This window comes from Mesorhizobium sp. URHB0026 (assembly GCF_054059755.1).
Window position 1 is genome coordinate 2527806 of sequence record NZ_JBSSCN010000001.1, and the last position, 25157, is coordinate 2552962.

General features: G+C 60.5%; 17 protein-coding genes and 2 pseudogenes. 5 read left to right on the forward strand and 14 right to left on the reverse strand.

Features of this window, described 5'->3' with window-relative positions; genetic code table 11:
- Window positions 1-9: 9 nt before the first annotated feature.
- Entirely contained in the window at window positions 10-3309 is a 3300-nt protein-coding gene (locus ACVWWD_RS12555; protein WP_352547294.1) for an adenylate/guanylate cyclase domain-containing protein, read from the reverse strand.
- A 239-nt stretch (window positions 3310-3548) separates the two neighbouring features.
- Between ACVWWD_RS12555 and ACVWWD_RS12560 the strand changes: the two are divergent.
- Window positions 3549-5322, forward strand: a pseudogene (locus tag ACVWWD_RS12560) (adenylate/guanylate cyclase domain-containing protein).
- 22 nt (window positions 5323-5344) lie between these two features.
- Here the strand turns inward: ACVWWD_RS12560 and ACVWWD_RS12565 are convergent.
- Window positions 5345-6688, reverse strand: a complete 1344-nt coding sequence (locus ACVWWD_RS12565) for a hypothetical protein (RefSeq protein WP_457103090.1) — start codon at window positions 6686-6688, stop codon at window positions 5345-5347.
- Between the two features lie 451 nt (window positions 6689-7139).
- On the opposite strand from ACVWWD_RS12565, the pseudogene ACVWWD_RS12570 reads away from it, so the two are divergent.
- Window positions 7140-7484, forward strand: a pseudogene (locus ACVWWD_RS12570) (helix-turn-helix domain-containing protein).
- Here the strand turns inward: ACVWWD_RS12570 and ACVWWD_RS12575 are convergent.
- Together ACVWWD_RS12575 and ACVWWD_RS12580 are read right to left on the reverse strand one after the other, a co-directional pair.
- Window positions 7481-8002, reverse strand: a complete 522-nt coding sequence (locus ACVWWD_RS12575) for a GNAT family N-acetyltransferase (RefSeq protein WP_023782156.1) — start codon at window positions 8000-8002, stop codon at window positions 7481-7483. The pseudogene ACVWWD_RS12570 and the gene ACVWWD_RS12575 sit on opposite strands and share 4 nt — an antisense overlap.
- Window positions 8003-8077: 75 nt before the next feature.
- On the reverse strand, window positions 8078-8932 hold the full coding sequence (locus ACVWWD_RS12580; RefSeq protein ID WP_352547273.1) for a hypothetical protein: 855 nt from the start codon (window positions 8930-8932) through the stop codon (window positions 8078-8080).
- A 174-nt stretch (window positions 8933-9106) separates the two neighbouring features.
- Here ACVWWD_RS12580 and ACVWWD_RS12585 point away from each other — a divergent pair, with 174 nt between their 5' ends.
- Complete coding sequence (locus ACVWWD_RS12585; RefSeq protein WP_023770953.1) at window positions 9107-10522, forward strand: adenylate/guanylate cyclase domain-containing protein; 1416 nt, start codon at window positions 9107-9109, stop codon at window positions 10520-10522.
- A 130-nt stretch (window positions 10523-10652) separates the two neighbouring features.
- On the opposite strand, the gene ACVWWD_RS12590 is transcribed toward ACVWWD_RS12585, so the two are convergent.
- The 8 genes from ACVWWD_RS12590 to ACVWWD_RS12625 form a co-directional block, all read right to left on the reverse strand.
- Window positions 10653-11132 (reverse strand): class I SAM-dependent methyltransferase, encoded by a 480-nt coding sequence (locus ACVWWD_RS12590; RefSeq protein ID WP_352547274.1) that lies wholly within the window; start codon window positions 11130-11132, stop codon window positions 10653-10655.
- A 175-nt stretch (window positions 11133-11307) separates the two neighbouring features.
- Window positions 11308-12489: an ABC transporter permease gene (locus ACVWWD_RS12595; protein WP_352547276.1), complete on the reverse strand. Its 1182-nt coding sequence runs from the start codon at window positions 12487-12489 to the stop codon at window positions 11308-11310.
- Window positions 12486-13484, reverse strand: a complete 999-nt coding sequence (locus ACVWWD_RS12600; RefSeq protein WP_023770950.1) for an ABC transporter permease — start codon at window positions 13482-13484, stop codon at window positions 12486-12488. Before ACVWWD_RS12600 ends, ACVWWD_RS12595 begins: the two co-directional genes overlap by 4 nt.
- 2 nt (window positions 13485-13486) lie before the next feature.
- Entirely contained in the window at window positions 13487-15385 is a 1899-nt protein-coding gene (locus ACVWWD_RS12605; protein ID WP_023770949.1) for an ABC transporter substrate-binding protein, read from the reverse strand.
- Window positions 15382-17277, reverse strand: coding sequence for an ABC transporter ATP-binding protein (locus ACVWWD_RS12610; protein ID WP_352547278.1), 1896 nt, complete (start codon window positions 17275-17277; stop codon window positions 15382-15384). Before ACVWWD_RS12610 ends, ACVWWD_RS12605 begins: the two co-directional genes overlap by 4 nt.
- Before the next feature lie 163 nt (window positions 17278-17440).
- Window positions 17441-18781 carry an adenylate/guanylate cyclase domain-containing protein gene (locus ACVWWD_RS12615; protein WP_457103091.1) on the reverse strand — a complete coding sequence of 447 codons (1341 nt, stop codon included), beginning with the start codon at window positions 18779-18781 and terminating at the stop codon, window positions 17441-17443.
- Between the two features lie 252 nt (window positions 18782-19033).
- Window positions 19034-20377: a nucleotide sugar dehydrogenase gene (locus ACVWWD_RS12620; RefSeq protein WP_352547279.1), complete on the reverse strand. Its 1344-nt coding sequence runs from the start codon at window positions 20375-20377 to the stop codon at window positions 19034-19036.
- Between the two features lie 111 nt (window positions 20378-20488).
- A complete protein-coding gene (locus ACVWWD_RS12625) occupies window positions 20489-21649 on the reverse strand; it encodes a DUF3095 domain-containing protein (protein WP_352547295.1) in 1161 nt (386 codons plus the stop codon).
- Window positions 21650-21741: 92 nt separating this feature from the next.
- Between ACVWWD_RS12625 and ACVWWD_RS12630 the strand changes: the two genes are divergently transcribed.
- Both ACVWWD_RS12630 and ACVWWD_RS12635 read left to right on the forward strand, forming a co-directional pair.
- On the forward strand, window positions 21742-22830 hold the full coding sequence (locus tag ACVWWD_RS12630; RefSeq protein WP_352547281.1) for a glycosyltransferase family 4 protein: 1089 nt from the start codon (window positions 21742-21744) through the stop codon (window positions 22828-22830).
- Entirely contained in the window at window positions 22827-23591 is a 765-nt protein-coding gene (locus tag ACVWWD_RS12635) for a polysaccharide deacetylase family protein (RefSeq protein ID WP_352547283.1), read from the forward strand. Before ACVWWD_RS12630 ends, ACVWWD_RS12635 begins: the two co-directional genes overlap by 4 nt.
- 1 nt (window position 23592) lies before the next feature.
- Here ACVWWD_RS12635 and ACVWWD_RS12640 read toward each other — a convergent pair whose 3' ends face one another.
- Both ACVWWD_RS12640 and ACVWWD_RS12645 read right to left on the reverse strand, forming a co-directional pair.
- Complete coding sequence (locus ACVWWD_RS12640) at window positions 23593-24447, reverse strand: MBL fold metallo-hydrolase (protein ID WP_457103092.1); 855 nt, start codon at window positions 24445-24447, stop codon at window positions 23593-23595.
- Between the two features lie 177 nt (window positions 24448-24624).
- The gene (locus ACVWWD_RS12645) at window positions 24625-25074 is read right to left on the reverse strand and encodes a cyclic nucleotide-binding domain-containing protein (RefSeq protein WP_023770941.1); all 450 of its coding nucleotides are present in this window, start codon (window positions 25072-25074) and stop codon (window positions 24625-24627) included.
- Between the last annotated feature and the right edge of the window lie 83 nt (window positions 25075-25157).

Below are 25157 nucleotides of genomic sequence, written 5' to 3' on the forward strand. Positions count from 1 at the left end.
CCAACCCGGCTAATCGAGAAAGGGCAGCACCACAAGCGCTTCCGGATCGAGCCCGTGCTGGGCGCATATACCCTGCGCCAAGGAAAAGTAGCGTTCGGCCTCGGCAAGATTGTCGAAGTCGAGATTAAGCGTTGCCAGGCCATCATAGCACGGAAACAGCAGTTGGGGCTCGCCCGTTTCGCGGGCCACCTCCAGTGCTTCGTGGAACAAGCCAACGGCCAGTTCCGGACGGCCGTTGCACTGGTGGATCTGCCCAAGCACAATCAACGGCACCGGCAGGTGCTCTCGCTGGTCGAGTGCCCGGTCGATCTCGATGGCTTTCTCGGCAGCAGGCACGCCCTCTGTTGGACAACGATCCGTGAAAGTACAACATGCAACCGCTAGATTGGCGAGAAGGCGCGCCTGGAAGCCCAAATCACCAATATGGCGAGCGACTTCAAGACCGCGTCGACAGACTTCCATCGCCTGTGCCGGATCGATGGTCGTGTAAAGCACACCGAGATTGGTGTAGCCGCGACAGGCGGCGCCCAGCAGACCGGCGGCTTCGGCCAGTTCAATGCTATGCTCGACTTGACGCACGGCTTCACGGTTTCGCCCAAGGCGAGCCAGCGCGACAGCCTTCGTATTGAGTGCCTCGGCGGTTACGAGAGTGGCACCGCGCCCCACCTCGGAGACATGCTCTGTTGTCAGAGTGCGTACGCAATCCAACGCAGCGTCTGCCCATTTTGCCGCGAGAGCGTGATCTCCGCTACGGAACGCTTGTCGGCCACGTTCCTGCCAGAGATGCGCCTGCTCGACCGGAGCATCCGCTCCATCGAGGAGCGCCGCGGCCTCAGCGTAGCGGGATTCTGCTTTGTCCCGCTTGCCGACGTCCCAGAGCAGCCGACCGATCTTACGCAAAACTCGCGCCGACGCTACACGATCGGCCGACTCGCTGTATGCCTGCAACGCCGCCTCGTAGTGGTGGTGCGCGATCTCGCGGCGGCCCGCCGAGCCGCTCAAATCGGCAATGGCCTCGGCAATTGTCAGTTTGAGCGGTGTTTGCCCGGTCGCCTCCAGCGCTGTCAGTGCTCGCTCGTAGAAACGAAGGGCGTCGTCGTTGGCGTATATCGTGCGAGCTCGATCGCCGGCCGCTTGCAGGTAATGCGCGCCCTTCTCCCGCTCCGCGCTCTGTGCGAAGTGGTGACCAAGCACGGTCAAATCCTCGAGCCGTTCCGGATTATCGCCGCACAGTCGCTCCAAGGCAGCACCTATGCGCCCGTGGATTTCGGTCCGCCGTTGCCGGAGCAGATTCTGGTAGATCACGTCCTGCAGCAAGGTTTGCGTAAAGCGGTAGCTTTGCGACGAGACAGAGCCTGATCCGGCAACTTCCTCGATGATTTCCGCATCGCAAAGCAGTTCGCAGCCGGCCTCTAGCCGGGCGGGGTCGGCTGTCACGGTCCTCAGAAGGGTGGCATCGAAGCGCGGGCCGATTACCGCGGCTTCCTGGGCCAACCGGCGCACCTCTTGTGGCAGCCGGTCGAAGCGAGCAAGCAACATTGCCTGGACGGTGGCGGGAATGTCGGTTGCGAATTCGCCTGCCACAGTCCGCCATCGCTGGCCCTCGCGCATCAGTACACCGCGATCGATAAGGCCGCGAACGATCTCCTCTACAAAAAGAGGGTTACCGCCCGCTCGGTCGAGGATCTGATCGACGAGCCCTGCTGCGGAGTTTACCCAGCTCTCACCGAAAAGAGCCGCCAGCAGGCTGTGTCCTTCATCGCTGTTGAGCGGCGAAAGCCTGAGCGCCGTGTGACTGACCCGACTTGAGTCGAGCTGGCCGCTCTCCGGCGCCGAGCGATGCGTGACCAGCACCATCAACCGCGAGCGTTCCAACCTGTCCATCACGAAACGTAGTGCCTCGAGCGAAACGGCGTCGGCCCAGTGCAGGTCTTCGACGACAATCAACAGTGGCGACAACGCAAGCCGCCGTTCGATGATGGTGCGGACCGCGTAGAGAATTTGGCGCCGTAACTGCTCGGGTTCTACATGCTGCAAGGTGGCATCGGGGTCGCCAAGGCCAAGGACATGGTAGAGCAAAGGCATCAGCCGCTTCGCCTCCTCGCCCTGCAGGCCAAGATCGGCAAGCAAGCCTGCGAGCTTTCCCCGCATATGGTCCCCATTGTCGTTTTGCATCATCCCGGCAGCACTGCGCACAACTGCGCCCAAGGCGCCAAATGATTGTTCGCCCAGCGGTGAGCACGTGGCCTGTCGCACCGCGACGGTGCGAAATCGATCCTCGTCGCCGACCCGGGCGGCGAACTCCTTCACCAGCCGCGATTTCCCGATACCGGCTTCTCCGACGAGGCGGACGAGTTGGGCCGAGCCGCCGCACGCCTGGTCAAGGCTCGCCAGCATTCTATTGAGCTCCGCAGCACGACCTATCATCGGCGCGCTGAGGCCGAGCGCCTCGAGCCCACGCGCTGCACGCGGCGCGGCAAGCGGTGCATCCAAACGATGGACGAGCACACTTCCAGCCTTGCCGCGAAGCACGACATCACCCATCGACTCGTAAGAGAAGGCATGCCGGGTCAGCCTGTGGGTGAGTTCACCTACCAGCACTTCACCCGGTGCGGCGAGCGATTGCAGGCGTTGCGCTGTATTCACCGTATCCCCCGTCACCGAATAGGATTTGGCGGTGCCGATGCCTAATCGTCCAGTAACGACGGGGCCAGTGTTTATGCCGACATGAAGTAATAGAGGCGAGCCGGAGTGGGAGGTGCTTTCACCCAGCCGCGCCGTCCGGGCGATCATGTCGAGAGCGGCGCGAAGCGCACGTTCCGGATCGTCCTCATGCGCGACCGGCGCACCGAACAAAGCGAGCAGTGCATCGCCGATGAATTTGTCGACGAAACCACCAAAGTTTCGCACCGCCGCCGTCAATTCCTTGAACAGTTCGTTCTGCAGCGATTGCATGACCTCGGGGTCGAGCTGCTCGCTCAGTGTCGTGAAGCCGCAAAGGTCGGCAAAGAGGACGGTTACCGTCCGGCGATCGGCGTCAGAGATGGGCTGCAGCCCTTCGTCGCTATCGATGTTGGTAAGCAGTGACGGAGTTTGGGAAGGCGACACAATGGTTCGGCTTGGTGTCGGAGCAAGCCGTTCGACGGCTTTTGCGGGTGCGCCGACGCTTGCCCCACACTTCGGACAGAACTCGAAATCAGGTGCGCATCTATAACCGCAACTGGCGCATGGCACGGGCTGGCGCTTGCCGCACCTTGGACAGAAAGCGTAACCGCCCTCAACCTCGAAACCGCAGCCTGAGCAGTCCATCGGGCCAGACCTCACTAGGGGCTGTGACGGCGTGATCTCCCTACGCAACTTCACGGCCAAGGTATTCACAAGCATGAACCCATAGCCGTCGGCGGGCAAGCGGCAGTGCAACTGCGCATCGGGCGATCGGCTGGGGCCTGTGGCAGCGGGCGGCCAAATCGGTTCTGGGTGGCTGTCGGTTGCGAAAGTTCCCTCTTGGTTCGGTCTTCCTGCTATCGTGAAGATGAGGAGACGGACCCTTGAGCGAGAATCGTAAGCTAGCCGCAATTCTAGCTGCGGATGTGGTCGGATATAGCCGGCTCGCGAGCGCGGATGAAGATCGTACATTGGCGAGGTTGCGGGCACTGCGCAGCGACCTGATCGATCCCATCATCGCAGTGCACCACGGCCGGGTGATCAAGCGCACTGGCGATGGGGCGCTGGTTGAGTTCCGCAGTGTGGTGGATGCCGTTCGCTGCGCCATAGAGGTTCAGGATGGTATGGTTGAGCGCAATGCCGGCGTGCCGCAGGACCGCCGTATCGAGTTCAGGATCGGCATTCATCTGGGAGATGTGGTCGAAGAAAGCGACGGCGACCTGATGGGCGACGGCGTCAACATCGCCTCGCGTTTGGAGGGGCTCGCGACGCCCGGCGCCATCTGCCTGTCCGAGGATGCCTATCGCCAGGTCAAGGCGAGGCTCGACCTCTCGGTCAGCGATCTCGGCAGCACACAACTCAAGAACATTGCCGAGCCTATCCGAGTCTATTCGCTACAAGTTGGCAGCGCCGGGACCAAGGCGGCCGCGGGCCCGGAAGCCGAGACGAGCCGGCCGGTTACGCCAGTGCCGCCGAAGCTGTCGATCGCCGTGCTGCCGTTCGCGAACATGAGCGGTGACGCCGAACAGGACTACTTCGCCGACGGCATCTCCGAAGACATCATCACGGCCCTGTCCAAGCTGTCGCAGCTCTTCGTCATCGCTCGCAATTCGTCGTTCACCTTCAAGGGCCAGAACGTCCGTGTGCAGGAGGTGGGCACGAAACTCGGCGTGCGGTATGTCCTTGAGGGTAGCGTACGCAAGTCGGGCAACCGGGTGCGCATCACCGCGCAGCTCATCGACGCGACCTCGGGCGGCCATCTTTGGGCGGAGCGGTTCGATCGCGACCTGACCGACATATTCGCCGTGCAGGATGACGTGACGCAACAGATTGTCGGCGCGCTGGCGCTTAGTCTGGATGCGGGTGATCGGCAGCGGCTAGCGCCCGAGTACCCGCGCAACACGGAGGCGTATGACTATTTCCTGCGGGGCAGGGAGCTGTGGCACCGGCTTAGGAGGGAGACGAACGTCGCGGCGCGCGACCTCTTGCAACGCGCCATCGAACTGGACCCGAAGTTTGCCTCTGCCCACGCATTCCTGGCCCTTACGCACGGCCTCGATTACCTGAACCGGTGGAATGCGTCGCCTCCGGAATCGATGGCGCAAGCCGAAGAAGCCGCGACGCTTGCGGTAACGCTAGATGGCAACGATCCCTGGGCGCACTGGGCGCTGGCTATTGCCAGGCTGTACACACGACGACACGATGGGGCCATCGACGAGGCCGAGCGCGCGCTAGTCCTCAATCCGAACTTCGCCGAAGCGCACGTCGTCCTCGGCGAGGCGCTGTACTATTCGGGCAGATCCGAAGACGCCCTCGAGAGTTTTGCCCGGGCGAAGATCTTGAATCCATATTTTCCGGATGTGCTTCTGCACTTTCAGGCTTTGGCCTTGTTTCAACTAGGAAGGTACGAAGAGGCCGCTGACCTCTTGATGCAACGGCTGGCTCGCAACGCTGTTACCGACGTCTCGCGGGCGCTTCTGGCCGCCAGCTACGGCCATCTGGGCCGTTTCGCCGAGGGCCCGGGCCGCATGGCAGGAGGTGCTTCGCGTCAATCCCGACTATTCGCTGGAATACCGTCGCAAAGTCCTGCCCTACAAGAACCCTGCGGATTTCGAACTCGTGGAGGAGGGGCTCCGCAAGGCCGGTATAGTGCAATGACAGGTGAGGCCATTCGGCCGGATCAGAGGCTGTAGGCTTGGCCGATCTTGCGCCATCGCGCATTTTCACGAACCAGTCTCAGGTTGTCGGTGGCCTCGGCGAGCGTCCGCGAACGGTATTGCCGGAGCAGGTCCGCGAAGAGCGCCCCTTCGGGGTGGTCGGCAAGCTGCTCGCGGACCGAGACCTTTTCATCGATGACCCGGGTGCCCCAGGCATTTTCCCTTACCTGCAGCTCCGCAGCCAGATCACGCTCTTCCGGTGCGGTTTCGTCCAACGCAGCCAGGAGGATCGAGTGGAAAAGCGCTACATAGCCAATCTGTCTCAGGCCACCGACAACCCGCACCCGGGGCAATATGGCAAGAACGAGGAACGTCAGGAACAAGTCCGGCAGCAAAACGCCGTCCAGCAGCGCCTGCCTGAGATGTGGCCGCTCGAACGGGATGGAAAGACCATGCGGCTTGTCAGGCTCGATCAGCTGCCCGTTCTCTAGAACGAGCTTGCGTACGCGCTGCTCGCGGATGCCCCAGAAATAGTCCGTGGCATTGGGCAGGAATCTGCCGAATGGGCCCGATGCGGCCTCTTGCAAGGCATGTTCGAGACGCAGGCGTCTTGCGGGTTCGATCAGCAGCCTGGAAAGAAGACTGCCGTCATATTGTAGATGCCGCGCCATGGCAGCCGCGGCGAGCCGATCATCGGTGAAAACCGGCAGGGCCATGCCGGAACGATCCCAAGTGGCGACCAGATCCTCGTTAAGCGCTGTCATGGCATCGGCGGCGGTTCCAAAGACCGTATCCTGGCTGGCAAGCAGTGTACCTAGCCAGCGGTTGGCATCCGTTTCATCGCCCACCGCTCCGAGCGCGCGCTTGTTAAGGGAGACGGGACCGGCCGCGCATGCGCTTTTGCGGCACAGCTTGTGGCGCCCCATGCCAAACAGGTTGATCTTGTCGTCCCCGACATCGAGCCATCCAGGCCCCTCCCGGCCAATTGTCTCCATGGTCATAGTCGTTCCCATGAAGCCGACGAAGGCTGACAGCCCGTTTTCGAACGCGCCGAGCCAGGCAAACAGGAGGGCATCGAAGGTGATCCGGTCCATCAGAAGAAGGCAGTGCAGACCGGACTGAATCACCGGTCTGTTCTCGAACTCGTCGAGGGCCTTGCCGATCTCTTCGGGCTCCATAGTTACACCGAGGCGCTGATGCAGGACTTCGCGCAGGATCGAGCGAGCAGCGATCGCCGGGCCCGATGCAGGCCTTGCCACCGGCCGCCACAGATGGCGGGCGTAGTCGGAAACCGGAGCATTCCAGTTTTGCTCGATGTCACGCACGACTTCCGGGCAGAGCAGCGACAGCACGGCCAGAATTTCCACCGGAGGCGCCGGGGTTGGATCAAAAACGCCTGTCATCATTTTCGTCTACCCGCTTGCGGGGCAAACGCCAAGTGAGAGTGGATCCGGCACGAATTGTCTACGTCAACCCCATGGACTGGTCGCGAGGTGAAGCATTGAGCCTCGGATTGCGTGTTGTCGCTGTCCCGGCACTCCGAGGATACCTTCTGTCGACCGCCCTCGTGTCGCCTGCAGCGTTGGTCGAAGGTACGCCGTTAGACCAAGAAAGCCGCCGCCGGACCTCAGTCTCGCGCACGAAACCCGCTTCGGGGGAGGGTCGCCTGAATCTGAGATGGAATGACTTTTCATTGGGCCTTGAGGTTAAAAATTGCGATCTGATCATGGGGTTGCCTTCAACCACAGGAACTTGCCATGGCTGAGCCTCGTCGCCAGTGCAGTTAGTGTCAGCCGCTTCTTGACCTGTTTACATAATGTGATTTCTGAATCTGAGGCTCTGCGTGACATTGGAGGGCTTCTCAGGCGGGCAGAGGCTCTCTGCTGCCATGACACAGGAACAGATCGCTGATCTGGCAGGGATCTCGCGCCTTCGCTATCGCGACATCGAAACCGGAGCCGCTGCGGCACGTGCGACAACGCTCATGAATATTGCTCGCGCGCTCGGTCCGGAAATGATGTTTGTTCCGCAAGCTGGGTTCCAGCCGTGCAGACCCTGCTGCGCCCGCATGATGAAGACGATCCACTCGCTGGATGTACGATGGCGAGACCAAGGCCGGCGCGTGAGTCGGCTGAACACCTAAGGCAAAACAGCGCATCTTAGAACCGCAGCCGGGCCATGCTCAGGAGGTCGCGGTACTGCCCGTCGGTAAAACCGGCCTTCACATGCCGGCCTTCGACCTTAAAATCGTGGCTGGTGTAGAGATGGATGGCCGGTTCGTTGTCGACATAAACGCTCAATTCGACCCGCTTCAGGGCGCGCCAGTTGTCGGCCACGTCAAGCAGTGCGCCAAGGATGGCAGAGCCGAAACCCTTGCCGACAAAGTCATCGTCTAGGCCGATATTGATCTCGCCGATATGCGAACGGCGGGGCGAGCTTTGCACGACCAGGCTGCCATGGCCGACAACCTTGCCGTCCAATTCGGCGACGATCCAGGTGGTTTCCTGGCCGGACTTGGCGATGCGCCGCTCAACCTGATCCACCGTCTCGAAGGGCATCCTGAACGTGCCCCAGCGGAAGCCCGGCATGTTGAAGATAGCGCAAAGCGCCTCCGCATCGCTTGGCCGGACGGCCCGGAGCTGCGGCTGGATCTTCTCGGATGGCGAGGTCGTGCTGGTCATGGCGTTCCCGGCGAAGGCAATCGGCCCGGCACGATGCACCGAACGTCACCTGAAAATCCAGCCGTCTCTGCAGCCCTATGCTGCCGTTTGCGAACCAAAATACCGGGAGGCGGTGTAGAGTTTGAAGGCGCCGCTGATGCCGATCCAGCCGAAAAGGGCGAGCCAGCCCAATGTAGCAGCCGCCGTCCACTGGATCCGGTGCACCGCGCCGTCGGTGATAACGAGGCCAAGGATGGAAAGCAGGCCGACCAGAAACTGCGCTAGGCCTAGCACCAGCAATTCTTCGCGCGGCGCGCTTTTCCAGATGAGATAGGTGCCGCCAGCGCCGGCGAGGAAGATGGCGCTGTAGACCTGCGCGTGGAAAGGATCGACGGTCCATGGCCAGGTGCTGCTGACCATCAGGGGAAACAGCAACATGCCCAAACCATAGAGCCCAAGGATCGCCGTTTCCGCCAACATGTAGCTGCGCCATGCAGGGCTTGTGGTCACGCCACTTGCTGACGGACGGCCCCTGGCCCGCCACAGGAACAACCCGGATACTGCGACCGACCCAAGGTAGACCAGAAACCACAGCCAGGTCGCTTTTCGCTCGAGGTTGAAATAGCCGAGATTGATCAACGAAACTCCCGACACTATGAGGGTGAAGATGAAGGCCATGACCAGCACGAGCCTGCCCGGCGACCAGCGATTCCAGAAAAAGAGCGCCGCCATCACTGCCATTTCGGCGGTGTAGAAGCCGCCGAGAAAGCGGGCACTGAACGGCGTGACGGGCCAGGGCCAGCGCGGCTTGACCAGCGCAGGCGCGAAAAACAGGCCGGCGCCGACGATCAGAACGATTATGACCCCTGCCGAGAAAAGCCGTAGCGCCGCGGGAAATGGCGGGTTGTCGGATGTCGGCACGGGAGAAAGCCCCATAGATGAATTCGCCATGCACCATCATAGTGCCGCTTGCGGTCGGTGAAAATCCGCCGAATACAAATTGAGCTGTCATCAGATCTATCCATTCGAATGGCCGTTCGATCCCTTTCGACGTAAGATGGAGTGCGCGGACCGAAGACCGGTCCGGCCAACACGCCTCGAGGCGCATTTTCCGGAGCCTGCACGATGACCGAAGCTCAGGATCTGTTCTCACTTCTGCGGCAATCGACCGATGTCGATCCGCAGGCAATCGACGCGATCCGGCAAACCATCGCCGAGGGCAAGGACCGCGAGCTTTGCCGCATCAATGCGCTGGCCTTCGCCAGCAAGAATGGCCTCGACGAGGAACGCGCCATCAGCGCCTTTCTGCATGCAGCGCGGGTGGGCATCTTCGACATCTCCTGGAATGTTCTGTGCCCCGGCTGCGGCGGCGTGCTCGACACCAACGCCACGCTGAAAACCATGCAGAAGGACGAATATACTTGCGCGCTGTGCTCCGAGGGCTATTCGCCAACCCTCGACGAGATGGTCGAGGTAACATTCACCGTCAGTCCACGCATACGCAAGATTGCCGCCCACACTCCACATGAACTGCCGTTGGTGGAATATCTCCGCCAGATCTACTTGGCGTCCGGCGCCGATCTGCCGGAAGAGGATTTGGCGGAGAAGATGGAAGCGTTCTCGCTGGAGGATATCGAGCTTGCGCCCGGTGAAAAGGCGGTGCTGCCCATACAGCTTCCGTCTGAATTCGTCATCGTGTTCGAGCCGGTCACGCATTCAGCACAGTTCATCGACGTTAAGGGCGAACCAACAAGGGAGCGCCGAAGCCTCTCCTTGGTTTTCGACCGCGACCATGTCCAAAACCAGACGTTGGAGATGCAACCAGGCCCTTTGCGCATTTCCCTGGAAAACAGGACCGACACCCGCGTGCTGCCGACGGTCTTCATCGCCGGCCACGCATTGCATGATTTCCTGGGCAAGCGCCGGCCCTTCCTGACCGCCAAGCGCCTGCTCACCAACCAGACGTTTCGTGATCTCTATCGCACGGACACGCTCGACATCAACCAGCGGCTGAAGATCACCAGCCTGACCTTCCTCTTCACCGACCTGCGCGGATCGACCGAGCTTTACGAGCGGGTAGGCGACCTTTCAGCCTTCGATCTGGTGCGCGAGCATTTCCAAGTGCTGCACGAGATCGTCTCGGCGGAGGCGGGCGCGGTAGTCAAGACGATCGGTGATGCGGTGATGGCGACCTTCGCGACGCCTGATCGTGCGGTTGCCGCGGCCCTCAGGATGCGCGATGCCATGCGTGGGCTCAATGGAAAAAGCGGGCGCGAGGACCTGCTGCTCAAGATCGGAGTCCATGCCGGCCCTTGCATCGCCGTGTCCATGAACGAGCGGCAGGACTATTTTGGCCAGACGGTCAACATTGCTTCACGGGTCCAGAACCTGGCCAACGCCCAGGCGATCTTCGCCACCCGTGCGGTGGTCGACGACAATCTCACCGCCGATCTGTTGCGCAGGAACGCGCTGACGCCCGTGCCTCACGAAGTCTCGCTGCGCGGCATTGAGCGGGAGATCGCGGTGTATACAATCCCCTGACGAATTTCAGAGCAATTTCAGGACAAGCGTGAAACGGTTTCCCGGGAAAAGCGCGTAACGCTTTCGCTTGGCAAATGCGTTAAAAACAAAGAGCTGGAGCAGCATTTCCGTGAAGCGCGCTTACGGCCGCTCACAAGCGCTTGCAGAGGAAATAACGATCGGCGGGCTCCGACGTCGGCGCTGCAAGGCGTTGCAGCAGCGGGTGGTCGAGCGGCGTGCCACTGACAGCGAAGCCGCCAACGCGAAGCAGGCTGGCGATCAAATCGGGAAGCCATGTGGCGGTCACTGCATCGCGGTCATCATAGCCGGTGCCGATGTCGGCATGAACAAGGGCGGCGTCGATGCCAATGAACTTGCGTCCCGTTTCGCGTATTTCGCCGAGCACGAGGTTTTCAGCTTCGGGAATTGAGCTGGCGTGTGCGCCGACTTCGCGGTCGAACACCAGAATCCGGCGCCCGGGCAGGCGTTCGCGCAAATGGTGGAACGTCCGGCCATTGCCGAGGCCGAGCTCGAGCACCAGCCCTTCCATCTTCGCCACCTCGGGGCAGACGTAATCGAGAATGTCACGCTGTGCGGTCATCCTGCTGATGAAATTCTCGAGACGACTCATATGCTTTTGTGTGTCCTGAACCAGATAAAGAAATCGGTAATGCCCGCGATTAATCTCCGATCACGCCTCGCCGCATATAGAGGCCGACGATGGACACTGCAACCACCAAACAGGCTGCCAACGAGGGTCGTACCGGGTGGACTTGGCGGCCCGGCGGGCGTCGGAATAGGCGATGTCATTTGTATGGGTCTGCGGCGTCCCGCAAGCCGTCGCCGAGGAAGTTGAATGCCAAGATGACGAGAACAACGGGCAACATCGGCAAAAGCAGCCATGGATAGAACGCGATCACGCTGACGCTGCGCGCCTCGGTCAGCAGGATACCCCAGCTGGTTGTCGGTGGCCTCAGGCCCAGCCCCAGGAAGCTCAGTGCCGTCTCGCCCAGGATCATGCCGGGTATGGAGATCGTCGCCGTCGCGATCAGATGCGACATGAAGCCGGGAATGAGGTGCCGCCCGATGATGCGGCTGCTCGTGGCGCCCATCAATTGCGCGGCCAGAACATAATCCTCCTCGCGCAAGGCCAGAAGCTTTGAACGCACGGCCCGCGCCAGTCCGGTCCAGTGGATCAGCCCGAGGATGACGGTGATGCCGAAATAGATCAGGATTGGACTCCAGGTTATCGGCATGATCGCGGCCAGAGCCATCCATAGCGGAATGCTGGGAATCGATTGCAGAACTTCGATTATCCGTTGAACAATCAGGTCGAAGATGCCGCCATGATAGCCGGCCAGTCCGCCGATGACGATGCCGAGCAGGAAGCTGAAACTGATGCCGATGAGGCCGATTGTCAGTGAAATGCGTGCGCCATAGATGATGCGAGAGAGCACATCGCGCCCCAGCCTGTCGGTGCCGGCCAGAAAGAGCTGGCCGTTTTCGGCAGGGCAGACGAAATGCGTGTCGCCTTCGACCAGGCCCCAGAACCGGTAACTGTCGCCCTTGCAGAAGAAACGAATACGCTGAACGTCATCGTGCTTCTCGCTGTAGTTCCGCTTGAGTGTGTCCATATCCAGCGTCATCTGGCGGCCATAGACGAACGGCCCAACGAACTGCCCGTCGTGGAACAGGTGCACCCGCTGCGGCGGCGAATAGATGTAGTCCATGTTGCGCGTGTGCAGATTGTAGGGCGCCAGGAACTCGCAGATCAGTATCCCGAAATAGAGTGCCGCAAGGAATATTCCGGACATAAGGGCAAGCCGGTGCATCCGGAATTTCCACCACATCAGCCGCAACTGCGACGCCTGAAACACCTTCGACTGCTCCGACGTCATCGCTTCGACCGACTGCAGGTCAAAGGGGGCGATGGAAACGTAGTGTTGCAGTGGAGCACCCGGAGCGGGCAGCGGCGATTGCGTGTTCATTTGGTGCTGCCGCCCTGTAGACGAATTCGCGGATCAAGTAGCGCCAGCGCCAGGTCGGAAATCAGGACGCCGATGACCGTGAGGAAGGCGAGGAACATCAGGAACGACCCTGCCAGATACATATCCTGGCTTTGCAGTGCTCTGATCAGCATTGGCCCGGTCGTTTCCAAAGACAGCACGATCGCGGTGATTTCGGCGCCGGAGATGATGGCCGGCAGGATAGAGCCGATGTCGGAAACGAAGAAATTGAGCGCCATGCGCAGCGGATATTTGACCAGCGCCTTGAAGGGATGAAGGCCTTTGGCGCGCGCGGTCACGACATATTGCTTGTGCAGTTCATCGAGCAGATTGGCGCGCAGCCGCCGGATCATGCTTGCCGTGCCCCCGGTGCCGATGATCAAGACCGGGATCCAGAGATGGGCGAGGATCGACTTGGCCTTGGCCCAGCTCATCGGCTCGCTGAGATATTGCGGGTCCATGAGATGGCCGACGGACGTGCCGAACCAGATATTGGCGAAATACATCAGGATCAGCGCCAGCATGAAATTCGGAATGGCAAGGCCGAGAAGGCCGAAGAGAGTAAGCCCATAGTCCCCCCAGCTGTATTGATGTGTGGCGGAATACATGCCGATCGGAAAGGCGATGAGCCAGGTGAAGATGATCGTGACGAAGGAAACCAGCACGGTCAGCCACATTCGGTCGCCGATGACGTCGCGAACCGGCAGCTCATACTCGAAGGAATAGCCGAAATCGCCATGCAGCATTCCTCCGACCCAGTAGAAGTAGCGAATGACCGGCGGCTTGTCGAAACCATATTCCTTCCGCATCATCTCGATGCGATCGGAATCCACCGCCTCGCCCTGCGCCCGAAGCTCGGAAACGTAGCTATCGAAATAGTCGCCTGGGGGAAGTTCGATGATAGTGAACACCAGCGCCGATATGATCAGCAGGGTTGGAACCATCACGGCGATGCGCCAGACAATATATCGAAGCACGCTCAGGACTCTCCAAGCCAGAATGTATCCAGCATATAGACACCGAAATAGGCGGTCGGGTCATAGCCGTAGAGTGCCTTGTCAGGCAGATTGCGCAGCCGCGAGGATACAAGTACCGGCTGATGCGTTCCGTTCACAGTGCCGATCGAAAACACCTGATCGGTGTAAATCGACAGCATCGAATTCCAGATTTCGGCGCGCTCGGTGGCTCCGGTCGATGCGTTCCACCGCTTGAGCAAAGCCATCAACTCGACCACTTCAGGAAGATCGGGCGCCTCTCCCATCGTGCCATTAGACAAATAGTGAGCACCCCAGAGCGGCCATTGGAGCTGGTCGTCGATGGTGGGGGCCAACTGGTTCGGGTTCATGTCGGCGGTCGGCACGCCATTGTCGATGCCCGACCACATCGACATCATTATCTGTCCGCCAAGTGCGCGGCTGCGGAAGATGTCGCGCTGTGAAGTTCGGATGAACAAAGCAATGCCGATCTTGCGCCAGTGATCGGTGATGAGTTCGAGCGCGTCGGTTTCCAGTGTGCTTTCGCCGGCCGTTTCCACGATGATTTGTGCCGAGCGTCCGTCGGGAAGTATCCGCAGCCCGTCATCGTCACGCGTCTTAAGCCCGACCTCGTCGAGCAGGGCATTGGCCTGGTCGGGATCATGGGCGATCCAGGCTTTCGCGAATTCCGGCCGATAGAGAGGGCTCTCCGGCAGCACCGTATCGGCACTTTCCTGCGCCAACCCGTAGAACACGGCCAAATTGATCTCGCGCCTGTCCACAGCGAGCGAAAGTGCGCGGCGCACGCGCACGTCACGAAAAAGGCCGCGCCACACCTGGTCGGAGCAATTCAGATTGGGCAACAGCGCCAGCCGCGAACCCTGTGTGCGTTTCCAAAGGTGCATCTTCACCGGGTAACGCTTTTCGGCATCCTTCAGGAAGGAGTAATCGCTGAAGTCAATTCCCATGCATTGCAAGTCGCTCTCGCCCGCACCGGTCTTGGCGGAAATGATCGCCGAGGAGCTGACATTCATAACGATCCGGTCGACATAGGGCAGTTGCCTGCCATTTTCGTCTGTTCGATGAAAGAAAGGGTTCCGCTCGAAGACGAACTGCTCGGCCGGCGGCTTGGTGCGGTTCTGCCAGGGATCGAGCGTCGGCAACTCCGGATTCTCCGGGCGGTATTGCCGCGACATGCGGATATGAAGGAGAGTCCATTTCTGGGCCCGGTTCTCCTTCATCAGGCCGGCGAGCCGGAATGGATCCTGGTACTTCTTGTGGAACTGCTTGAGATAGGCGGCCGGCAGGACAAGCGATAGCGGCGAAGCGGCAGCGAGCTTAGGCAGGAAGTCGGGATTGGGCGCATCCCAACTATAGCGGACCGTCAACGGATCGACGATCTCGAAACGTGGCGGCTTGCCGTCCGCCATCAGGGCGGGGGCGAGCCCGCCTTGCGACAGCTCATCGTTCAGCCAGACATCTTCCCAGCAATAGCGAAAATCCTCCGACGTCAGCAGGCTACCGTCGGACCATTTATGCCCTTCCCGTATCTTGAACGTGAAGACCCGATCATCCGCAACGTCGAAGCGCTCGAGAATGTCGGGTTGCAAATTGAGCTTTTCATCATACCCGACCAGGCGAGAATACCCATAAATCGTCATCAGCCGAATATCTTTCTGGCTGCCGATGATCGTGCGCAGCGTACCGCCATATTGGCCGGGCTGCCGGCCCATCGCAGCGAGATTTATCGCGCGCGGGTTCTTGGGCAAGCGTTCGGCGAGGGCCGGCAGTGCCCTGGCCTTCAACAGCGGCTGAAGAAATTCCGGCTCCAGATCGCCAGCGCGCACCGTGCCCGGCAGAAATGCCGAAGCCATGAGCCCAAGGACGGTGCGCCGGCTGATCAAGGGCGTAACTCGCTGACATTGGCCGAACGTCGGGCCAGCACGAGGTGGCCGCCGCCAAGATCGAGCGGCGACAGCACATCCTCGTTGCCCTCGTCACGGAATTGCGGTCCCCATGCGCTGCTGTCGGAAGCGCCGCTGAGCTTCAGCGTCTTGAAATCCATCGGCCTGTCGAGATCGGGGAAAGGTACTGCGGCGACCAGCGAGCGCGTGTAGGGGTGGATCGGTTTCCTGAGCAGAATTTCGCGCGGCGCAAGCTCGACGATACGCCCGCCGCACATCACCGCGATGCGATCCGCCATATAGTCCACCACAGCCAGGTTGTGGGATATGAACAGGTAGGTCAGGCCCAGTTCCTTCTGCAGGTCCTTGAGGAGGTTCAGGATCTGCGCCTGGACAGAGACGTCGAGCGCCGAAACCGGCTCGTCGCAGATCAGGAGTTCGGGTCCCAGGGCCAGCGCGCGCGCGATGCCGATACGCTGACGCTGCCCGCCGGAGAAACTGTGCGGATACCGCTTGATGAAGCGCGGATCGAGCCCGATTGCCTGCATCAGGCTCTTGACCGTGGCGAGCCGAGACGCGGCATTGCCACGTTGATGGATTTCCAGCGGTTCGCTCAGGATGTTTTCCACCGTCATGCGAGGTGAAAGCGACGAAACCGGATCCTGAAAAACCATCTGGATCTTCGCGCGCAGCAGGCGCAGGGCCTCTCTCTCGCCTTCCAAGACGTCGATCGGTCCATCGCGGCCATTGAAGATCACAGAGCCGCCGCTGGGGGTGACAGCCCGCATGAGGATCTTGCTGACAGTGGTTTTGCCGCAGCCGCTTTCGCCGACCAGACCCAGGCACTCGCCCCGCCTGATATCGAAGCTCACGCCGTCCACGGCGCGAATAGAGGTTTGCTGATTCGCGCCGAACCATCCGGACTTGCGGGTGGTGTAGACCTTTTCCAGATCCCTGACCGAGAGCAGGATGTCGTCCGCCCCTTTCGATCCCGGCGCCGTCTGCTTGCCGAGCAGGTTCTGGACATTCACCGGCACCTCGCGAAGCGCCTTTAGCCGTTCGCCAGGTTTCAGGTCGAAATGCGGAACAGCTGCCATCAGGCCCTTCAGGTAAGGGTGACCTGGCCGGCGGAATATCGCCTCGACAGGTCCCGCTTCCATGATCTCGCCATGGTAGATGACGACCACCTCGTCGGCGACATTGGCGACCACGCCGAGATCGTGGGTGATCAGCAGCATCGCCATATTCAGCTTGCTCTGCAGCTCGCGCAGCAATTGCAAGATTTGCGCCTGGATGGTGACGTCCAACGCAGTCGTCGGTTCGTCGGCGATCAACAGGGCGGGCCGGCAGATAAGCGCCATGGCGATCATGGCGCGCTGACGCAATCCTCCTGAAAGTTCAAAAGGATACATGTCATAGGCGCGCTTGGGATTAGGAAAGCCGACGAGGCCGAGCATTTCCTCGGTCCGCGCTTTGCGCTCTGCCCGAGCCATGGGCGTATGAATCTGCAGGGATTCGCTGACCTGGTTGCCGATCGTGTGCAGCGGCGACAGCGATGTCATCGGCTCCTGAAAGATCTTGCCGATGCGGCTGCCTCTCAGCGCCCGGATCTCGGGTCCATCGCGCGGCATTTGCAGGATATCCTGCGTCGTGCCGGGCTTTTCAGGATCCGAAAACAGGATACGGCCGCGAACATGGGCTGTCTTCGGCAAAATGCCCATCACTGCCTGGCTGAGAACCGATTTCCCGGAACCGGACTCGCCCACAAGCGCGGTCACCTTGCCGGGCAGGACGCGAAGATTTGCGCGCCTGACGGCATGCAACGGTCCCCCGATGATGGCAAAAGAGATGCCAACATCCTCGATCCGCAGTAGATCAACGCCCGAATTCATTTTCACCCCAGCCCTACTGCTGCCGACCCTGCCGGGCGGCAGACCCAGAAAGCGAGACTAGCGCATTGCCAGCCTAGAGCAACTTGGATTCGAAACGAGCGCCAGTGGCGCTATCCGGCGACAGGACAGCATACCAAAGGCATTCGGATCAGATTGAGGCGGGCTACTGGAGCTTCCTGGGGTCGCCCGGCGACAGCCGTGCTGCATCGCGATGAAGCAGCATGACCTGCTCGGCCTCCGATCTCCGGTCGTAAATCGGCTCCAGCGCACCGTCTTCATCGAGTGCGAGAGCGCCCGACAGATCGGGTGAAAGCACCGTCAGCTTCTGCTTGAGCCCCGCCAATTCCTCGGTGCCGAGCGTCAGCCAGCTGTTGGCGCCGCAATAGCTGGCGAACTCCTTGCTGGCGAGAACGCGGTGCGGATATTTCTTGGTCAGGGTCTGGAGACGCTGGACCTCGTTTACAGCCGAGCCAAACACAGAGAAGGTGAGCCGATCGGTAAGCCCGACATTGCCGAACATCACGTCGCCGACATGCAGGCCGATGCCAAATTTTATGTCGGGCAACCCCTTTTCCTTTCTTCGCAGATTGAGATCGATCATGCGCGCAGTGGCCTTGTGCGCTGCCGCCAGAGCAGACTGGCAGGCGATCTCGGACTGCGAGCGATGCCTTTCGCAAGGGTAGACGGCAATGAAGCCGTCACCTATGAAACTCATGATCTGCCCGCCTTTGCGATTGAAAGGTGCAGCAATGGCGTCGAAAAACTGGTTCAGCGTATCGATGTAGATTTCGCGGCCGGAGGTTTCGGCAAGCCGTGTCGACCCGCGCATATCGGCCATGACCAGTGCGGCCCGGATTGTGTCGCCCTCGCCGCGCTTGATCTGGCCGTCCAGCACGCGTCTGCCGGCGTCCCCGCCGAGATAAGTGGTCATCATGTTGTCGGCCAGCTTCGTGAGCACCGCCATCTTGGTTGCGATGGCGAGATGGTTTTGGATACGCAGCAGCGCCGAAATCATGCTGTCGCTGAAACCTGAAGCACTGTCGGTGGACCAGGAGCCGATCATTCCCTGACTGGTATTGCCGTTGAAGGGGTGGACGAAAGCCATGTAGTCGGTCACGCCCATCAGCCTGAGTTCATCGAAAACAGGAAACTCCGAGGGGACCGACGGGTCGAGCCGACGCCGCAGATGGTCGAGCTTGTTGCTGAGCAGATGGTAGTAGGGGCTGGTCAGGAACCTGTCGGAATGAACGCCGTCCTTTTTGCGGAAGCCTTCCACTTCCATGCCTTGGCCGCGGAGCCAGGTGAAGCCAAGCGCGTCATAAAGCGGATGAAGCATCGAAAAGCTCAAATGCACCCGCTTCAGCGGCAGGCCGGCAGCAGCCAGCCGCTCGCAAAACCCCTTTACCAATGTTTCCAGTTCGTCGCCCGCCAACGCCGACTGAGTAAGCCAGTCGGCAACCTTATCCATGAGAATTGTGGAAATTTCTGCTCGCGTCGTGCTCATGCCACCTCGAAACCCGTCGAAGACGGAACCATTATCCTTCGATCCGCCATAACACAGTCCGCCAGCGACCCAAAGATACCCCGAAGTCAACGGTTGGGTGCGGCCGCGACGGCGAAGGAAACTTCTGAATGACTGTCCTTGCAACCAAGGAACAGGCTTAACTGCATTCATGCCCTGCGTTATGTGGCGAAGCTGCGGCCGGAGTGAAATCACGATCCTGACATCGGGCGAAAGTGGCCGGCTGGGGCGCCGTCAGGCCTTCACCACCGTCTCTCGGAGCAGCCCGAGACGGCCAAAAACATTGCGTGTGTCGACGATCAGAATGGCGTGATCAGCGATTGCCTGATAGTCGATCGCGTCATGGTCGGTTGCAACGACGACAGCATCGAAATCCTTCAACGCCGCCTCGGTCAACTCGAGCGAGCGGCGCCCCCTGATGGCCATATGCTCCCGTGTGGTAGGGATCTCGGGAACGTGCGGATCGTGAAATTCCGCCTTGCCGCCGCGTTCCTCGATGAGTTCAATGAGTCGCAATGAGGGGCTTTCGCGGATGTCGGGCACATTCTTCTTGTAGGCGAGCCCGATGATGAGAATGCGCGAGCGGCTGAGCGCCTTGCCGCGGCGCCGGTCCAGCGCTTTGGCAAGTTCATCGACCACGTGACGCGGCATGGCAGTGTTGATCTCTGCCGCCAGCTCGATGAAGCGGGTCGGCAGTTCGTATTCGCGCGCCTTCCACGTCAGGTAGAAGGGATCGATTGGAACGCAGTGCCCGCCCAATCCGGGGCCAGGATAAAAAGGCATGTAGCCGAAGGGCTTGCTCTTGGCCGCCTCGACCACCTCCCAGATGTCGATACCCATGGCGCCGAGCACGACCTTTAATTCGTTGACGAGGGCTATGTTGACTGAGCGGAAGATGTTTTCCGTCAGCTTGACTGCCTCGGCGGTCGCCGTGCTGGAAACCGGAACGACGGTTTTGACCACCAATTGGTAGAAAGCCTTGACGAGCGTCGCCGCGTCAATGCCGTCACCTGCCACGACCTTGGGGATCGTCGCGACTTCAAAGTTGCGGTTGCCGGGATCCTCGCGTTCGGGCGAGAAGCCGAGGAAGAAGTCTATCTTCGACTGCAAGCCGGTTTCTTCCAGTATGGGCTTGATCACATCGTCGGTGGTGCCGGGATAGGTGGTAGATTCCAGCACGACGAGGTGACCGAGACGCAGATGCTTTGCGATGACGCCAGTTGTGTTCCTGACAAAGGACAGGTCCGGCTCACGGTTTTTCGTCAGCGGTGTCGGAACGCAGATGATGATGATATCGCAGCTTGACAGTTCGGCAAAATCCGCCGTGGCGCGGAACCGTCCACTCGCCACGTGGCCGGCAAGGGCTGTCGACGTCACCGCCTCGATGTAGGATTGGCCGTTGTTCAGACTCTCGACCTTCTGGGCTTCGATGTCGAAGCCGAAAACCGGGAAGCCGGCGCGTGCGACCGCAATTGCCAGCGGCAACCCGACATAGCCCAATCCGATCACGCCGACTTGCGCGGCGTGCGTCGAGATACGGTTCAGCAGACGGTCATATGCCGATCGTGAAGCGCCCAAAATCTGCTTTCCCGTTAATTGGGACAGGCTGGCCGCTGCCAGGCGCGGCTTACCAGTCCCAGGAACCATGGCCGAGGCATATTTGGGAAAATGGATTCTCGCAAGCCGTCATCAGACCGGCAACTTTGCCTTCAGGTTTGCGGCCGCCATTGCATAGCCGCCGGCGGCACCATCTATGAAATGAACGTGATCGCGGTGCAGCGGCGAGGCGACGAGGCATGTCATCAAGGCCGATTTCTGGCGGTGCAGGCCATAGTTGCAGATGCCTGCCTCTTCCGCCTGTTTGAGCCGCTTCTCGATCCGTTGCAACACATCAGCGTCAACGTCGATGGTCATCTTCAGGCCATCGTCGAATTTCCGGAAATCCGAATTGCTGGCCACTTCGCGTTTATAGATCTTTGGATCGAAACTGCCGATCGTCCAGCCATATCTGTCGGTGATGGCCGTAAGCGCCATCAGGAACACTATCCACGACTTCGACAGCCACCGCAGTCCTGCCGGCGCCGTCGCCCGCGCCTCGATATCGAGGCCGGCGGGCAGCAAGCTGTAACCCGGCCCGTTCACCGGCACGGGGTGGCCACCGCGTTCCTGCCTGGCGGCAAGGGCAATGATGTCGGACGCCAGAAACTGAAAACCGCGCAGGTCGCGCGACGAGCCCGGTGTGGCTATGATCGAGACGATTTCGCCGTGCCGGGTTTCGATAGGGTTCCAGCGGCAGGACAGGCCGGTCAGATCCGGCCGTGCGCCGGCCGCAGCAGGATCGATGCGGTAGCGCCCCGCTTTCATCTCGGCTTCCGCCCAACTGCCACCGCCGCCAGCGAACATGGCATAAAAGACGGCATCGGACGCTTGGAACCTTGCCACGCGAACGTCGAGGCCTTGCGCTCGAATATCCGCTATCGGCACGATTGCGGCACGCAGGGTTAGGTCCAGTTCGTCCGCCACCCATCTCTGGACAGCCGCCAGCGCCTCGCGGGTGGGCTCCATCGCCGAGCCGGGAAAGGCCACGAGCGCCCCGTCGCCGCCGAAGACAAAGGGAAGATCTTGCCGACCTAGCGCATTGAGCAGGGCCGAAATGACACTGGCGCCGGCCATATTGACCGTTTTATAGCGTCCCGTCTCGATCGCCTTGGTCGAGCCGACAATGTCGGCTGTTGCCAGCGCCCAGCCATCGGGGAGAGGCCGATAGTTGTCGATGTCGGCCACGCTTTCGAACTTTGCGAAGACCGGCAGAGAAGCGACAAACGGGTCCGAGGCGGCAGCTGTCTCCATGAGCATCAGATAGCACATTCCGCTGCTTGAAGGTGCAGTCGATGATGCTTCGAAATTGACTTGCGCATGCGTTCCGATGATAGGGTCGCGCAATGCGAATTGCCTTCTACGCGCCGCTGAAGTCACCCAATCATTCCGTTGCCTCCGGCGACCGCCAGATGGCACGCATGCTGGTCAAGGCGCTGGAGCATGGAGGACACAGCGTCGAACTGGCATCCGAATTGCGCTTCTATCTACGCGAACCGGAGCCGAAAAGTTTCGATGCGCTCAAGATAGAGGCCCGAGAGGAAGCCGCGCGGCTGGCCCGCCTTTGGGACCGTGACGGCAAGCCCGATCTATGGTTCTGCTATCATCCCTATTACAAGGCGCCCGACCTGATCGGGCCCGAGTTGGCGTCGACCTTTGATGTCCCATATGTGACAGCGGAAGCTTCCTATTCGAGGCGACGCAATGCCGGTTTGTGGGCTGATACGCAAGCGTTGGTGGTCCAAGCCGTCGAACAGGCGGCGCTGAACATCTGCTTCACGCAAAGGGATCGTCAGGGATTGGCAGATGCGATACCCCAGGTCGCTCTTCATATGCTGTCACCCTTCATCGACACATCGGTCTTCCATGAAATGCCGGCACGAGGTTGCCCAACGCGCCTCGTTGCTGTTGCCATGATGCGACCGGGTGACAAAGTCGAAAGCTATCGCATGCTGGCGCAAGCGCTCGGTCAGATCGGCCACCTGCCCTGGACCATGTCGGTCGTCGGCGACGGGCCTGCCCGTGAGGACGTCAAGGCGCTATTCGCCGGCTTTGCCGCCGAGCGTATCGAATGGCTTGGCGCGATTGACCCAGCCGCCGTGCCGGATGTCCTCTATGGTGGAGGAATTTACGTCTGGCCGGGTTACGGGGAGGCCTATGGCGTTGCCTATCTTGAAGCACAGGCCGCCGGCCTTCCGGTGGTGGCTCAGGACATCGCCGGCGTGCCGGAAGTTGTACGAGATGGCCAGACCGGATTTCTCACCCCGCCGCACGATGTGGCGGCCTTCGCTTCTGCCATTGAAAGGCTTTTGGCCCGTAAAGACGAGAGAACCATCATGGCTGAAGAAGCCAGACGTTTCATCCTTGAAGAACGTTCCCTCGACGTTGCAGCGGCGCATCTGGCCGAACTTCTTTCGAAGGTCTCGGCTTCATGACATCCTCCGATCGGATCTGGCAGCCCTTGGTGGAAGAACTGGCGGGCCGGCAAGGGGCGGGTCGTAAGTCAGAGTTCTGGCTGCGCGACGATGATGCCGTGGATCCGATGCCTGCACTTGATCGGCTGCTCGACCTCACCGGTGAATTCGCGGTTCCTGCCACTCTGGCCGTCATTCCGGCTTTCACGGATGAGAAGCTTGTCGCCCGGCTCGACGAGGCGCCGCATGCCACAGTCGCCATCCATGGCTGGGCGCATCGAAATCATGCGCCCGAAGGCCAGAAAAAGCAGGAACTCGGCGCCCATCGGCCACGCGGGGCCGTCCTCGATGAATTGGCTGGCGGGCTGTCGCACGTAACGGACCTGCACGGCGCGCGCACCGTCCCGATGCTCGTGCCCCCTTGGAACAGGATCGACGCCGACCTCGTATCCGACCTTGGATCGATTGGATTTGCGGCATTGTCGGTTTTCGGGCCGCCGGAGCCGGCTGCACTGGCGGTCATCAACAGCAATGTCGACATCATGAATTGGCATGGCACGCGCGGCTGTCGCGATCACAGCCTATTGGTCCAGGCAATCATCGCGCACTTGCAGCATGCATTCGACGACGAACCGGTCGGCCTGCTCACCCATCATCTCGTACATGATGAATCGGCGTGGCGTTTCCTTGAACGGCTGTTCACAGTCACTGCACAGATCGAATCCTGCGCATGGGTTCCAATCAGGACATTGATCGGGCGCTGCGCAGGCACAGGAAAATAGCTCAGCGCCCTTTGTGCAACGAGACTGGAAATTCGAGGGTCAGCCCATCCCGCGCGGCAAAAGCGCCAGCAAACCTGTCTTTGGCCAGTTTCTCGATCTCATCCAGTTCCTCGTCGGTGCGTGTCGCATCGTGGTGAAACAGCGCAAGCCCTCGCGCACCGGCCGCCCCACAGAGTTTGACCCCCTGTTGCCATGTCGAGTGCCCGTTACCGCGGCGGCGTTCCATTTCCTCATCGGTGTAGGTGCAGTCGTAGATGACGAGGTCGGCATCTTCGATCAGGCCGAGCACCGTGCGATCGAGTTTGTCGGGCTCATGCTCAGTGTCTGTGATCACCGACACGACGCGGCCGCCCCATTCGACCCGGTAGCCGATGCAGCCGCCTGGGTGAACAAGACTGCCCGTCCGGACCACCACCCCTTCGCGCGGCCGAAGCACGTCTCCGGACACGAAGTCGCGGTAGTCGAGGCTTGCCTTGCAGACCTCCAGCTTCACTGGAAACCAAGGCGGCCGCATGAAAGCAGCGACCATTTGCCGCGTCGTCATGCGCCCTGCAAGATGCCCGGACCAAAGCGTAACCGTGACGCTCCGGTCGTAGATCGGCGCAAAGAACGGCAGCCCGATAATGTGATCGTAGTGGCAATGGGTGAAAAGTAGGTCGAAATCGGTCACGCCCAACGTCCGAAGCGCCCCGCCGGCAGGCCGCATGCCAGAGCCCGCGTCGAACAGAAGCGTATGCTTACCACAGCGCATCTCAATGCAGCTTGTGTTGCCGCCATGGCGAGAGAATTCTGGCCCCGATACCGGGATGCTGCCGCGCACCCCCCAAAACCTGACCAGGAAAACGTCGTCGTCCATGGTAGCCCCTTCGCAGTTCCCGTCGCTCATCGTAGCCAAACAACTGCCGCTAGAGCAAATTCAGGAAAATTGTGAACCGCTTTCCGCCCGGAACGAGGCCAGACCGGTTTTCCCAGTGACCTTTTCAGCAAGAGGCCCGCGCTATGATGACGGGAAGCGTCGACCGCGGTTCATTCGCTATTTGGCACTTCGTGCATCGATCAGATCGGCGGTGGTGTGGCTTAGGCGATCGGCAAGAACCCGCAATATCTCAATGGTCATTTCGGGGGACTCCTTCATGAGCCTCAGGAAATGATCCTTTCGGATTCTCAAGGCTTCCAGCTGACTTGCCGCTCTGACGGTGGCAGTGCGCGAGCTGTTGCAAAGTATGGCGATCTCGCCAACAATTGAATTTGGCACCATTTCAGCTACTTTTATCGGCCCTCTGTCGGAATCGACCAGAATCTCTGCCCTGCCTGAAAGGATGACATAGGCTGCATCTCCCTCGTCGCCCTGCCGGAACAGAATCTGGCCCGCGCCGTAGCTCACGCGATCGGATGTGAACGCAAGCAGTTTGAGCTTTGTCAACTCGATGCCAGAAAACAAGGGAACGCGTTGCAGCATTCCAACTTCATCCTTGAGCAGCATTGTCGCAAACCTCAAAATTAGCGTTTGCCAGACTAGAGCAACACGCGCCCAGATGGAATTGGTGCCGCATCCGCGACGTCCCT